A 13377-nucleotide genomic window follows, 5' to 3' on the forward strand; every position below is an offset into this window, starting at 1 on the left:
TTTGTGCTGGACTTTATTAAATCAGACTCTTTATTTTCTCAATCATTTGATCACCTAAATAATCAGCTTCTTCCTGTGAAAAAGCTTCTGTATATATTCTGATAATCGGTTCGGTATTCGATTTTCTTAAATGTACCCAGTTATTCTCAAAATCAATTTTCACGCCATCTACGGTTGAAACTTCCTCATTTTGATACTCTTTTTGCATTTTAGTTAAAAGAGAATCAACATCGATATCTGGAGTAAGTTCAATTTTCTTTTTACCCATAAAATAACTTGGATAAGTCGCTCTCAATTCAGAAACCGTTTTATTTTCTTTTGCCAGATGTGTCAAAAACAAGGCCACACCAACCAAAGAATCTCTCCCGTAATGAAGATCGGGATAAATAATTCCACCGTTTCCTTCACCACCGATAACGGCATTTTTTTCTTTCATTAAAGTTACTACATTCACTTCTCCAACTGCACTTGCAAAATATTCAGAACCGTGATTTTTCGCAACATCTCTTAGCGCACGACTTGAAGAAAGATTAGAAACAGCAACTCCTTTTTTATTTTTCAATAAATAATCTGCAACTGCGACCAAAGTGTATTCTTCCCCAAAAAGTTCTCCGTTTTCATCGACCAAAGCCAAACGGTCGACATCTGGATCTACCACAATTCCGACATCTGCTTTCTCGGTTTTCACGAGTTCGCAAATATCTCCAAGATGTTCCTTCAATGGTTCTGGATTGTGTGGAAAATGCCCATTAGGCTCACAATATAATTTCACGACCTCACAACCTAATTCTTCTAATAACTGAGGAATTGCAATTCCACCTGTAGAATTGACTGCATCAACAACGACTTTAAATTTCTTTGCTTTGATCGCTTCTGCATCGACCATTGGCAAATCCAAAATCTGCTGAATATGGATATCGAAAGCATCGTCCCGCGTTTCATATTTCCCCAGATCATCAACTTGAGCGTAATCGAAATCTTCACTTTCTGCTAAAGCCAAAACTTCAGCACCGTTTTCACCCGTGATAAATTCTCCCTTTTCATTCAATAATTTCAAGGCATTCCACTGTTTTGGATTGTGAGAAGCTGTTAAAATAATTCCACCATCTGCATTGAGTTCCGGAACCATTATTTCAACGGTCGGTGTGGTAGAAAGTCCCAAATCAACAACATGAATCCCTAATCCCTGCAAAGTTGCGGTGACCAAAGAATTTACCATTAATCCGGAAATTCTGGCGTCGCGACCAACAACAAGCGTTAGATCTTTTTTATTTTTATTATTCTGAAGCCAGGTTCCAAAAGCGGACGTGAATTTTACAACATCAAGTGGTGTTAGATTCTCATCAACTTTACCACCGATGGTTCCGCGAATTCCTGAAATGGATTTTATTAAAGGCATAAACTGATATTTTTTAAATGATTTTCAAGAACAAATTCATCCCCGAAAGATTTGGTTTTTCAATCTGCAAAAATACGAATAAATAAAAGAGAAGAATTAAAAATGGAACTTTAAAAAGAACAAGTTAATAACAATTCACACTACTGACTAGTACTGTTTTAACTTATTTTTTGCGGATTTTATTTATCCACAACAATCTCTGTCACAGCCAGGTTTTCCTTTCTTTTTGAATTTTTTGGAAGAGAAATTTTTAGCGACAATTTTAAATAAAGAATAGCCTGCAAACAGAACGATCACAGCGATAATGAGATATTGCAAAATAAGAGAATTATCCATTATTTCAAAATTTGATATACAATTAAAGACGCAATATAAGCCAATCCCGACATGCCAAAAAGCTGCGCCATCGTCCATTTCCAGGATTTGGTTTCTTTATATACAACGGCTAAAGTGGAGACACATTGCATTGCAAAAGCATAAAAGAATAAGATTGAAATTCCCGTCGCAAAGCTATAAACCTTTTCTCCATTGGGTTTAACATCGTTTCGCATCTTATCGATAATTTTTCCTTCCGGAGCTTTATCATCTAAGCTGTATAATGTTGACATGGTTCCCACGAAGACTTCTCTGGCGACAAAACTAGTTAAAATCCCGACACCCATTTTCCAATCGTAACCTAACGGAGCGATTGCAGGTTCGATGGATCTTCCCATTTTTGCGAGATAGGAGTGGTCTAATTTCACATCTGTCGCCACAAATTCGTCTTTATTTTGTTTCGGCCCAATATAACTGAAGAACCAGATGACAATACTGAAAAAGAAAATAATTTTTCCTGCGCCAGTCACAAATTCCCAAACTTTACCCAGCATAATTTTGAAATCGTATCCAAAAAGTGGCATTTTATAAGAGGGCAAATCCATCACCAGGAAAGAAGTTCCTTTGCTTTTGATCACTTTTTTGAGGATCAGTGATGCCATCAAAGCGGTGAAAAATCCCAGAAAATACATTGCCATTAAAGCCAGTGCTTTATAACTGATGCCAACGAAATATTTATCAGGAATAACCAAACCAATGATAATACTGTACACCGGAAGTCGCGCAGAACAGGTCATAAACGGAGTTACGAGAATTGTAATTAGTCTCTCTTTTACGTTCTCTATATTTCTGGTGGACATAATCGCTGGAATCGCACAGGCTGTTCCCGAAACTAAAGGAACAATACTTTTACCGTTGAGTCCGAAAGGTTTTAAGAAACGGTCCATTAAAAAAATCACTCGCGACATGTATCCGGAATCTTCCAGTAAATAAAGAAAGTAAAGCAAAATTCCAATTTGAGGCGCGAAAACCATAATTCCACCCAAGCCTGGAATAATTCCATTTGATATTAAAGAATTTATAGGACCTTCCGGAAGATAACTATGTGCTGAAGTTGATAACCACAAGAAAAAATCGGAGATCCAATTCATTGGATATTCTGCCAGAAAGAAAACACTCTGGAAAATAAACAGTAAAATAGCTCCGAAAATAATGTAGCCCCAAAACTGATGTACGAGAACTTTGTCTAATTTCTCCGTCACCAATTCTTTAAACTGTGGTTTTTTCGATAAAACGTTAGAAATAATTTTATCGATATTTTGATAGCGCCGAATAGTTTCCTGTGTTTGTAATCTTTTGGGAACAAGACATTTAACCTGATCAGCGTTCATCTGCTCTTTTACGGTTTCCAATTTCCCGATATACGTTTCGGAGGAAAGTAAAGTCCAGACTTTATACTGATTTTTTTCTTTGGTTTCTGCTAAAATTTTAAAAACCAATCCTTTTTGTTCTAAAGGAATTTCAAAAGAAACCGTCTCGGATTTTGTAAAAGTATTTTTAAAGATCTCATCCCGAAGTTCCTCGATTCCCTGATTTTGTTTGGCATTCGATTTCAAAACCGTGACGTTCAATTCTTTTGAAAGCTCCTCCAAATTAATGTTGATCCCGCGTCTTTCAGCCTGATCAATTTGGTTGACTACCAGTAAAATCGGAATTCCCAGATCTTGAATCTGTTGAAAAAGAAGCAATCCTCTTTTGATACTCAATGCTTCTAAAATATAAACAACTCCGGAATAATTTTTTTGTTCGTCGATCAAAAATTTAGAAAAAATAGCTTCATCCTCGGAAGTTGGATAAACACTGTAAGAACCCGGCAAATCGACCACTTCAACAGATTCGCCTTTGTAATCGTAGGTCCCAGAATAACTCGCGACAGTAACTCCGGCGTAATTTCCGGTTTTTTGTTTCTTGTTACACAACAAATTAAAAACCGTAGATTTTCCCACATTGGGATTTCCGACAAGAAGAATTTGTTTATTGATAGAAGTTTCTTGCATTTTGTCCTCTCCCTAAATCCCTCTCCAAAAGAGAGCAACTTGTTTGGGATTATTTAAATTAATTTTTCCACAATGATGAAGCGAGCTTCTTCTTCCCGAAGTGCAATTCTACTTTTTTCATCGCCAAATTCGATATAAAGAGGTCCTTTGAAGGGAGCCTGATAAAGAATTCTAAATGCTGTTTCTGGTAAAAGTCCCATTTCGATAATTTTGTTAGGCATTCTGAGGTCATCGTTTTCATAACCAACAATTTTCCCCGGTTTGTCTTTCGGGAAACAGCATAATTTATTAGATATATCGCTCTTCAATTCTTTAAATTTGTGATGCAAATATAAGTTATTTAAATCTAATCTAAATAAGGAATGCCATGCAAAGTGATTTAATTCATAAAAAACCCTGAAACAAATGCTGAATCAGGGTTTTAAACAATATAAAATAGGGTATTGAAAGTCTATTTCCCGGCTTTAGGAGCAACCGGTGTTAATTCGATCGGATTATTATTCGACCCGTAAAAATCTTTGAGCATTTTTTCCTGTTGTTTAACCATATCCTCGATCGTAGTTTCACTTCCGGGCATTTTTTGGGTCATCATTTCCGGTTTCAACATCGGTCTTACTGAAGCAAATGGATCTTTTTTATATTCAGTAAAGGTTTTATTGAATTTCTCCCGACTTACTTCCTGAACTTTTCCGCCATTTCCACCTGGGGAAACTGTTTCGATATAAGTTGTTTCGCTGTAATTAGGAACTTTTTTATTTCCTTTTAATTCCCAGGAGTAATTTTTACCTTCGTCCTCAATTTTCACGATCAAACCGGGAAGTCCGTGAAATTTGTATGGCCCATCCTGAAAAGGAATGTCTGAAGTAAACCACGCATTCCATTTTCTACCACCAAATTCGGTAGTCGCTTTCTGGGTATTGTAGGTTCCGATTTTTGCTTTTTCGTTCGTAATTTTCCAGTCAAATTTTGTGTCATCGTTGTAGCCAATATTCAAGGGAGTGAATCCGCTGGAAATTCTTTCTACATACTGAACTTTCATGTCTGGATAAGATTTATATATTTTCTCAGAAAATTTCGGCATTGTGATGCTTTTCGAAAGATCTTTGAAAACCCCGGCTTTCTGCATTTGCTCGACCTGAATTTTTAAGATAGAATCCTGTGCAACTAAGGTATAATCGCGGTAAAGAGATTTGTCTTTGGTGATGTCTAAAATCATCATGACTTTCTCCACTTTTACCGAATCTTTTTTCGGTTTAAAGGTTAATTCATAAAAGAATCTGTTGGCGGTCTCCTGTGCGTTTAAAGCAAAAAAAGCCGTGAATAAAAAGAGGGTGAAAATCTTTTTCATTTTAAATATTTATACATTAGTTATCGAATCAAAATATTTGTTACAGATTTTAAGAATATTTTAAATTAATTTAATATTTCTTTACGTTACAAATCAAATTATGGTCGCTACCTTTATAAAAACAAAAAATTATGGAAAGTTTAGCCAACCTAAAAAAAGAATTTAAGGACGAATACGAAACAACCAGGAAGTTTTTCGAAGTTTATCCTGAAGGAAAAAATGAATATGCACCGCACGAAAAAAGCATGAAAATGATGCCTCTTGCAACGCATGTCGCAGAAATTTTTGCGTGGCCGGAAATTATTATGAAGACCGAAAAATTAGATTTCGCAGCAGGTGATTACAAACCCACCATTCTAAATTCTAAAGCAGAATTACAGCAAAAATTTGAAGAAGATTACCAAAAAGCAAAGAATACTTTTGAAAATACGAATGAGGAAGATTTAAGCGGAAGATGGTCCATGAATATGGGAGAGACGGTACTTATGGATTTTAATAAGTATGAAGCACTTCGACATGCGCTGAATCAAATTACCCATCACAGAGCGCAATTGGGAATTTACTACCGTCTAAATGACATTCCGCTTCCTGGAAGTTACGGACCGAGTGCGGATGACCAGAGTTTTTAGTTTTTGAAAATTAAAAATCCCACCTTAGCAATAAGGTGGGATCGTATTTTAAGGAATTAATTCAATTTTATTATTGTTCTTTTTCATTTCGTCTCTTGCATCCTTTTCCATATACCGCAAAACTTCTTTAGGATCTGAAATCTCTGTGCCATTCACATTAATTTTCACTTTAGAATTCGGTTGCGCAAGAATTTCCCGCATTCCCTGAACAGGATCATTTTCATACTGTTTAAGCTGTTTCAAATATTGCTTTCTACTAACATCTAGCGGTTTTTTTCGCGTAAAAGGAATGTCTTTTCCTTTTGTGTCAAAATCTTCAATTTGGGTTGTTGCAATCTTTTTAATTCCCTTTAATTCCATCTTGTGACTTCCCGTTTCATCAGAAACATCCACAATTAAGCCTGGAAGTCCGGAAAATTTATACGGTCCATCCTGAACGGGAACGTCGGTTGTAAACCAAGCGATCCATTTTCTGCCGGCAAAATCTGTGGTTGCTTTCTGTACTTTGAAAGAACTGATTTGCTTTTTATCTGGAGAAATTTTCCATTCGGGTTTTCGATCTTCCAAAACTTTGTAAGCATCATTTCCTAATGAAGAGATTAAATAGATCTTGTAATCTGGATACGTTTTTTCAACCTCATCTTTTACTTCGCCACCTTGGGAATTCCTCGAAACAGAAATACTTCTTGCTCCGGATGCCATCTGTTTTTTAATGCTTTCGGCGACAATCGAATCGCTTTCAAAACTGTTTTTGCTGTAATATTTCGACCCATTTTTATTAATGTCCAGATACATCCATTCCGTTTTTAAACTGTCGCTTTTCGAAGAATCCGGTCGGAATTTATATTCATAAATAACTCTTGTATTCTGTGCAGAAACCATTAATCCAAAAAATAAAAGAAAAGCAATTTTTTTCATAGCGATTTATTTTATTTATAATAATGGGTTTTTAAGGAACGTTGAAAAAGATTTGAACTTTGTCAAAGTACAAGATGCGTTTTTATTTGAAATTAAATTTAACCGTGAACATGACTTGGCTCGGACGCAGTTGCATTCTCGTAAAATCTGTCGAAGTGGCGCTGGTTGCAAATCTTTCAAATACTTTTCGGTTTGCAATATTCAGCCATTTTAGTTCAAAATCGATTTTCTTTTTTGACCAGGTATATTGGTAAGACAAATCGTAGAAAGCGTTGCGGTAACTTGTTAAATTACTTCCGGAGTTAATTTGATCCCAGTTGAAACCGATCGTATGATTCGCCAAAGGATAAAAATAAGTACTTAAATTATGATTGAAGCCTGAGTTTTTAGAATCATTCAGTTTACTCGTCTGGTGACTCCAGTTAAAGGATAAATTATAATCAATGCTCATCCAGGAGAAAAAAGTATTGTTAAACTTAAATCCGGCGGTTTGAGAATTTACTTTGTTCAAAAAGAAATACTGTACATTATTCTGATCGGTCGTCAAAGCATCTGCTTTTGAAATCGTATTATTAAAACTCAGTGAAGCATTTGTTTTAAAGGATGGAAAATATTTACCGATTTCTGCGCCCATTGAGTTGGAGTTGCTTTGGTTATCTTTCTCAATAAAATTTGTCAGAATAAAACCTGCTCCGTTATTGATGGAATTTCCGATAATATTTCTATTCGTTTTACTGTAGCGGTAAGTCACATTGAAAAATAAATTATTCAGCGGATTCCTGTATTCTAATTTTGAGCCCACTGATTTAGACAGCGTTTCCGGGATTGGATTATTCGCCGACATTGCAGAAGGAGAAGTTGGGGAGGAAAATATATAACCAGCATAAGTGTCTTTTGTATCCCCAAAATTATAATTCAGATTTGCGCTTGCACTCGCTTTCCAGAAAGAAGCAAAAGAATACTGCGTATAAAGTGTAGGTTCGAAGGTAAGTTTATTAATTTTTTTAGAAACATTTCTTTCCGGATCTTCTGCTTTAATGTTATTGAAATTAATTGGCAACTGAGAATACAATATCCACGCATCACCTTTGTAATTGATCCCCAATGAAGCGTAAGGAACGGCATTCGTAAATTTCAAATCATTTTCATAATCCTTTCCGTAAGGAGAAATAACATTATTTGTAATAGTTGAAAACTGACTGTTTAACTGATCGGTTGAGAAATTAAATCCAACTTCCGGCGTGAAAGTCCATTTTTTTGCAGAAAATCCTACGCTTGCAGAATGGTTGATTTCTAAAGATTTAATTCTGAGATTCTGAGTCACCGCATCGGTATTTTCAAAAAGGAAATGTCCTGCATTCGTCAAATCATTAAATTTCAAATAAGAAGAAGGCGAAATCTGCAAGGTTTGTCTATCATTTTGATAACTCACATAAGACATTAAATTCACCAGTTTTTCTTTCCAGGGAATAATGGTACTCAGGGAATTCTGAAACGATGAAGTCGGAGATTCTATCGCTTCTGCTCCGTTTCTGTTTCCGTAAATATCATTTCTGATGACATCTGCGCGATCAGCATTCCAGAATTGAGAGAAAGTTGTTACGTTTTTGAAAAATCCTTTCTTCGCATTTTTGGTAAAAATGACTTCACCTTTTGCTTTATCAGTGTAGAATTTATTGGCGATATTGGTTAAATATTGGGCACCGTTATTGAGGAAACTCGTCGTTTGGGAGAAAGATTCCCGCGAAACCGCATTGTTGGTGTAACTCGCATTGGCTTTCAGTTCCCAATCTTTGCTTTTAAAAGGATTGGTCAAAAGATTGGCAGAAAAATAATGCACATTGTTCATCAAATATCTTTTTTCCGGAAGATTTGGTGTGGTCGCATTTTCAACATTCAGCCAGTCGTTTTGGGAAACATTTCCCCGTCGTCCTTCAAAACGATTTCCGAAAGAGAGAATATTTCCCTCTTTTTCTACGGTGTCGCCGTTGTTATTGGTCTTATAATTGATAACCCATTGATTTTTCTGTCCGAAAAACATCGGAGTCAGTTTGACATTCCAAAGCCAGGGATTTCCAAAACCAGTTCCCACTTCGCCACGACCGGTCATGGTGACGCTGTTTTTTAATTTTACATTAATGGCGGCGTTTTCAGAAGGAACTTTATCCTGAAGAATCTTCACCGGTTGATGATTTTCCATCACTTCTACTTTTTGTACGGCATCTTTCGGCAAGGAATTATTGATGGTTCCATAACCACCTTCCATCAAATCTTTTCCGTTGACATAAAATTTATTGATAGGTTCTCCTTGATAAAGGATACTTCCGTCGGCATTCACATCAATCCCGGGAATTTTCTTTAAAACATCAGCTAAAGTACGGTCAGCTTTACTCTCAAAGGCTTTTAAATCATAAGAAATCGTATCGCCTTTTTTGGTGATCATTTTGGTTTTCAGTTTGACTTCTTTAATTTCAGTCGCATCAGATTCCATATTAAAATTCAAAGTTTGGGTCTGATTTTTAATGGATTGGAAAAGTAGTTTTTGATTAAAGGCTTTTATCTTTAGATCAACGTTTGAATCAGCTGACGTGAAAGTAACTTTATATTCTCCTTTCGAATTAGAAATAGAAAATGCCATGATCGCATCTTTTCCCTGTTCTTCAATCGTTACACTTGCGCTGGGAATCCCATGACCATCTGCATCGGTAATTTTTCCAGTGACTACAGTTTGGGCATGAGTAATAAAAGCAAATAAAAAGGTAATGACCAGCGTGGAAAAATGTTTCATGAAATGTTTTTAAAATTAGTACTCATTTTAGAATTATTGTTACAGGTTTTACTTAAGATCACCTAAAAGCGCATTGCTTAAGCACGAAGGTTAATTGATAAAAACTATTATTTTTTAGCCCTTTAAAAATAGTTTTACTTAATTTTGCCACTTAACATTTACGTAATATGGGACTTCACTTATCACCAATCGAGGTTGTAGAAGACATTTCGAAAGAAGATTTTCGGGAAAAATATTTGCTTCCGCGCAAACCTGTGATCCTTCGAAACATGGCAAAAAAATGGCCGGCTTACCAGAAATGGACCATGGATTATATGAAGGAAGTCGTGGGAGACGTAGAAGTTCCGCTTTATGATTCTTCGAAAGCTGATCCTTCGGCACCGATCAATTCGTCGGCTGCAAAAATGAAATTCAGTGATTATATCGATTTGATTAAAAGTACGCCAACCGATTTGCGTATCTTTCTTTTCGATCCCATTAAATCTGCTCCCAAACTTTTAGAAGATTATATTTCTCCGAAAGAATTAATGGGTGGGTTTTTAGATAAATATCCTGCAATGTTTTTCGGTGGAAAAGGTTCGCAAACATTCATTCACTTTGATATCGATATGCCACACATTTTCCACACTCATTTTAATGGGCAGAAACATGTGCTGTTATTTGATTATAAATGGAAAGAGCGGCTTTATAAACTTCCTTTTGCGACCTATGCTTTGGAAGATTATGACATTTCGAATCCTGATCTTGAAAAATTCCCTGCTTTAGATGGTGTTGAAGGAATTGAATGTATTCTGGAACACGGTGACACTTTATTTATGCCGACCGGTTGGTGGCATTATATGAGATATTTAGACGGTAGTTTTTCAATATCACAAAGAGCTTGGGATGAATCTTTGGCTGTAAAAGCGCATTCTCTATGGAATCTCGTCGTTCAAAGAAATTTCGATAATTTCATGAAAGGGAAATTCAAAAATAAATACATGGACTGGAAAGAAAGGAAAGCGGTCGAACGCGCCAATTATGCTTTGAAAAAAGGCTTACCAAAATAAAAAAAACGCTTTCAATTTGTTGAAGGCGTTTTCTATAATTTTTATGAAGATCTTTAATTATTTAGATCTCTTCAAAAGTTTCCATCCATCTGTAGAATAAAGAGTTAGGAAAATTAGCACAGGCTGAAAAAATAATCTTCCCAGTCTTTTAGCATCGGTATTTAAGCCGAAACCATCAAGATGTTCTGTGTATTGATGAATATTTCCAGGGAAAATCAAAACGTAGAAGATCGCCAGGATCAACCCGACGTACTCTTTTTTCCTTGCTAAAAAAACCATCGCTAATCCAAAACAGATTTCGACAACTCCCGAAGCCAGCACGACAAAATCTTTCGAAAACGGAACCCAATCCGGAACTTGTGCCTGAAAGGTTTCCCGAACAAAAGAAAGATGACCGATTCCCGCACCAATCATTGCTAAACCCAAGCCGATTCTTATCAAATTTTTTATCATTTTAATTAAATTATTATGTTTTTAATCTTTAAATCTCTATTTATAAAATTCTGAAGATCGGATAAGATCCAACGCTACCTTCGTAATATTCTGAATGTTTATAAACCCAGTCTAATTGGGCTTTCCCATCTTTCGCAAAATCGGGATTTAAAACTTTTTCCATTTCAAAAGCGGTTCTTAAAACCTGATTTTTTTTCAACAAATTCGCAGCGGTATCTTCGAAAACGTAATCGGAATAATATTCTTTTTGTCCCAAAATTCCGTCAAAGAAATTCCAGCTAAAGAAGGAGTCAACCGCTTCTGGCTCTAGAGTTTCGAGTAAATATTTTACACCGTATTGTTTCGTTGGAACCAAAAGATCTCCTGCGCTGAATTTGATATTTTTCGATTCTGAAACTGTTTTTGTGTCGTAATGCAGATAATGACCTTCGTATGGATTTTTAACCGTTTTGTAATCTGAAATTTTATACTGCTGAACCAAAATCGTGGAATCCTGGCGAATAATTTTTCCTGCAATATTGTTTCGTTTCAAATACTCCAGAACTTTATGTTCTGATTTTGGAATAATGTAATAAGAGGGAATTACAATTTCTTTGGTGGGAATGTAAGTGTTGTAATATTTTACTTTTCGGGTAAATGGTTTCGTTTTGTCATAGAAAAGTCTTGGTGTTCCGGAAACTTCGCTTGTTTTTTTACCTGCTTCATATCCTTTAAAATCAATCATTTTAAATTGAGTACTATCAACTTTCCACTGAACCGGATATTTCATTTTTGGTTGATAATCCGCCAGTGTTGCTGCCATTTTATCTTTGATCTCTGTGGCATTTTTTGCAGTATAATTAATAGAGATCAACATGTTTTCATAAGTCGCACGAACGCGGTCTTTGTAAGGTTTCAGCATGTGTGTTTCGGCCACCGTTCCCATCGTATTAAAAAGCGCGGTGTAACCGGTTGCATACCGCGGAGAATCCATAAAAGCTGGAAAACCTTCGTCGGGGGAATCACCGTGAATATTTACATAGGGTGTGGTTAAAATTCCTTTCTTTTCTAAATTCTGTACAATCTCAGGTTGCATTTTTTCATTGAAATATTGTCCAAAATTTTTTCCCAATCGTTCTTTGTTTGTAGAAATGTAGGTGAATAAATATTGATAATCAGCCCCGTTACTTACATGGTTATCAATAAAATAGATGGGTTTGAACTGCTGAAAGATCTTTTGAAAAGCAACCGAATTTTCCGTATCATTTTTTATAAAGTCGCGGTTCAGATCATAATTGCGAATATTACCGCGAAAACCATATTCTTCCGGACCATTCTGATTCGCGCGGCTGTATTTTCCTCTTCGCATCATCCCTGAAATATTGTATGCCTGAATTGCCACTATTCTCAAATTATTGACCACCACTTTCCCGGTCGCCAAATCCCGCATCAACATCATGGTTGCATCAATTCCATCTGGTTCGCCGGGATGAATTCCGTTATTAATGAGGATCGTTGGATTACTTTTATTGACCGTGGCATTGTAAATAACCACTTTTATAGGTTCACCATTATCATCGAAACCAAAAGTCACATTGGTAATACTGGAATAATCTTTGGCGAGATCGTCGTAAAATTTCACCATTTCTGCGTAAGTGGTGGTTTGGTTTCCGTTGCCTTTTTCGAAAGGGGTTTGCAATTTGGTTTGGGAGAAAATAAATACTGAGGAAAAAAGGAAGAGGCTGGTTATGAATTTCATTTCTTAAATTTATTCGAAAGTACAAAAAACATTAACTTTAAAAAAATTAAGTAAATTAAGTTTCGCACTTTCTATAAGGAAAGTCAGTTAAATAATTTTTGAAGTATTTATCTTTTCTCATTTTAAAATTTAATAACATCTCATTATGTTTGGTTTATTCAGTAAAAAAAAGAAGCAATTGATTGTTCATGATAAAATTTGGGCAACAGAAAAAGCCAAATTCGAGGCTTGCCTGGAATTGGGGAAATCTGATCCAAATATCTTATTCGTGGCTTGGTTTGAGGAAACCAGAAATAGTCTTCAACTGTATTTCGAAGAAAATAATCTCGAAAAAGAGGTTTATTTAGCAGCTCGCTTAGGCTTGATGCAAGAGGATAAAAACTTCATTTTTGTGGAACATCATCCTTTGCAAGCAGAAGAAGAACGACTGGCGACGCGTTTTGGAAAAAAAGAAATTACCGTTTTATCTTCATTGGCAGAACCTATTTTCGAGTTATTTGGCAGCGCACGAATTATAGATCTGTTGAAAAGCATGGGAATGAAAGAAGATGAGATGATTGAGCACGAGATGGTGAGCAAGTCTATTGGTAAAGCGCAGGGAAAAATTGCAGCGAAATCGACAATCAATATCTCCGCAAAATCGCAGGGAGAATGGTTGATGAATGCGGGAGTTAATATATAAG

At 35.9% G+C, this 13377-nt stretch carries 12 protein-coding genes; 3 read left to right on the forward strand and 9 right to left on the reverse strand.

Annotated features, from left to right (window positions below; translation table 11 throughout):
- Nucleotides 1-16: 16 nt before the first annotated feature.
- The 5 genes from glmM to IV494_RS12145 all read right to left on the reverse strand — a co-directional run bounded on the left by glmM (nucleotide 17) and on the right by IV494_RS12145 (nucleotide 5119).
- Nucleotides 17-1399, reverse strand: coding sequence for a phosphoglucosamine mutase (glmM, locus tag IV494_RS12125; protein ID WP_196080399.1), 1383 nt, complete (start codon nucleotides 1397-1399; stop codon nucleotides 17-19).
- 183 nt (nucleotides 1400-1582) lie between these two features.
- Complete coding sequence (locus IV494_RS12130) at nucleotides 1583-1735, reverse strand: hypothetical protein (protein ID WP_196080400.1); 153 nt, start codon at nucleotides 1733-1735, stop codon at nucleotides 1583-1585.
- Nucleotides 1735-3771 (reverse strand): ferrous iron transport protein B, encoded by a 2037-nt coding sequence (gene feoB, locus IV494_RS12135; RefSeq protein WP_196080401.1) that lies wholly within the window; start codon nucleotides 3769-3771, stop codon nucleotides 1735-1737. Before feoB ends, IV494_RS12130 begins: the two co-directional genes overlap by 1 nt.
- Before the next feature lie 53 nt (nucleotides 3772-3824).
- Nucleotides 3825-4079 (reverse strand): FeoA family protein, encoded by a 255-nt coding sequence (locus IV494_RS12140; protein WP_196080402.1) that lies wholly within the window; start codon nucleotides 4077-4079, stop codon nucleotides 3825-3827.
- Between the two features lie 143 nt (nucleotides 4080-4222).
- A complete protein-coding gene (locus IV494_RS12145) occupies nucleotides 4223-5119 on the reverse strand; it encodes a GLPGLI family protein (RefSeq protein WP_196080403.1) in 897 nt (298 codons plus the stop codon).
- A gap of 131 nt (nucleotides 5120-5250) precedes the next feature.
- Here IV494_RS12145 and IV494_RS12150 point away from each other — a divergent pair, with 131 nt between their 5' ends.
- Nucleotides 5251-5748 carry a DinB family protein gene (locus IV494_RS12150; protein ID WP_196080404.1) on the forward strand — a complete coding sequence of 166 codons (498 nt, stop codon included), beginning with the start codon at nucleotides 5251-5253 and terminating at the stop codon, nucleotides 5746-5748.
- Between the two features lie 48 nt (nucleotides 5749-5796).
- On the opposite strand, the gene IV494_RS12155 is transcribed toward IV494_RS12150, so the two are convergent.
- Nucleotides 5797-6666, reverse strand: coding sequence for a GLPGLI family protein (locus IV494_RS12155; protein WP_196080405.1), 870 nt, complete (start codon nucleotides 6664-6666; stop codon nucleotides 5797-5799).
- A gap of 82 nt (nucleotides 6667-6748) precedes the next feature.
- The gene (locus IV494_RS12160) at nucleotides 6749-9454 is read right to left on the reverse strand and encodes a Plug and carboxypeptidase regulatory-like domain-containing protein (protein ID WP_196080406.1); all 2706 of its coding nucleotides are present in this window, start codon (nucleotides 9452-9454) and stop codon (nucleotides 6749-6751) included.
- Between the two features lie 167 nt (nucleotides 9455-9621).
- Between IV494_RS12160 and IV494_RS12165 the strand changes: the two genes are divergently transcribed.
- Nucleotides 9622-10503, forward strand: a complete 882-nt coding sequence (locus IV494_RS12165) for a cupin-like domain-containing protein (protein WP_196080407.1) — start codon at nucleotides 9622-9624, stop codon at nucleotides 10501-10503.
- 57 nt (nucleotides 10504-10560) lie between these two features.
- Here the strand turns inward: IV494_RS12165 and IV494_RS12170 are convergent, their stop codons facing one another.
- Together IV494_RS12170 and IV494_RS12175 are read right to left on the reverse strand one after the other, a co-directional pair.
- A complete protein-coding gene (locus tag IV494_RS12170) occupies nucleotides 10561-10956 on the reverse strand; it encodes a DoxX family protein (RefSeq protein ID WP_196080408.1) in 396 nt (131 codons plus the stop codon).
- 40 nt (nucleotides 10957-10996) lie between these two features.
- Nucleotides 10997-12694: a M14 family zinc carboxypeptidase gene (locus tag IV494_RS12175; RefSeq protein WP_196080409.1), complete on the reverse strand. Its 1698-nt coding sequence runs from the start codon at nucleotides 12692-12694 to the stop codon at nucleotides 10997-10999.
- A gap of 145 nt (nucleotides 12695-12839) precedes the next feature.
- On the opposite strand from IV494_RS12175, the gene IV494_RS12180 reads away from it, so the two are divergent.
- On the forward strand, nucleotides 12840-13376 hold the full coding sequence (locus tag IV494_RS12180; protein WP_196080410.1) for a hypothetical protein: 537 nt from the start codon (nucleotides 12840-12842) through the stop codon (nucleotides 13374-13376).
- Nucleotide 13377: the final 1 nt, after the last annotated feature.

The organism is Kaistella gelatinilytica, from assembly GCF_015679325.1.
GTDB lineage: Bacteria > Bacteroidota > Bacteroidia > Flavobacteriales > Weeksellaceae > Kaistella > Kaistella gelatinilytica.

Coding starts and splice junctions, on each gene's coding strand:
- IV494_RS12165 (WP_196080407.1), top strand. CDS start 9,622: ATGGGACTTCACTTATCACCAATCGAGGTTGTAGAAGACATTTCGAAA.
- IV494_RS12160 (WP_196080406.1), bottom strand. CDS start 9,454: ATGAAACATTTTTCCACGCTGGTCATTACCTTTTTATTTGCTTTTATT.
- IV494_RS12130 (WP_196080400.1), bottom strand. CDS start 1,735: ATGGATAATTCTCTTATTTTGCAATATCTCATTATCGCTGTGATCGTT.
- glmM (WP_196080399.1), bottom strand. CDS start 1,399: ATGCCTTTAATAAAATCCATTTCAGGAATTCGCGGAACCATCGGTGGT.
- IV494_RS12170 (WP_196080408.1), bottom strand. CDS start 10,956: ATGATAAAAAATTTGATAAGAATCGGCTTGGGTTTAGCAATGATTGGT.
- IV494_RS12145 (WP_196080403.1), bottom strand. CDS start 5,119: ATGAAAAAGATTTTCACCCTCTTTTTATTCACGGCTTTTTTTGCTTTA.
- feoB (WP_196080401.1), bottom strand. CDS start 3,771: ATGCAAGAAACTTCTATCAATAAACAAATTCTTCTTGTCGGAAATCCC.
- IV494_RS12155 (WP_196080405.1), bottom strand. CDS start 6,666: ATGAAAAAAATTGCTTTTCTTTTATTTTTTGGATTAATGGTTTCTGCA.
- IV494_RS12180 (WP_196080410.1), top strand. CDS start 12,840: ATGTTTGGTTTATTCAGTAAAAAAAAGAAGCAATTGATTGTTCATGAT.
- IV494_RS12175 (WP_196080409.1), bottom strand. CDS start 12,694: ATGAAATTCATAACCAGCCTCTTCCTTTTTTCCTCAGTATTTATTTTC.
- IV494_RS12150 (WP_196080404.1), top strand. CDS start 5,251: ATGGAAAGTTTAGCCAACCTAAAAAAAGAATTTAAGGACGAATACGAA.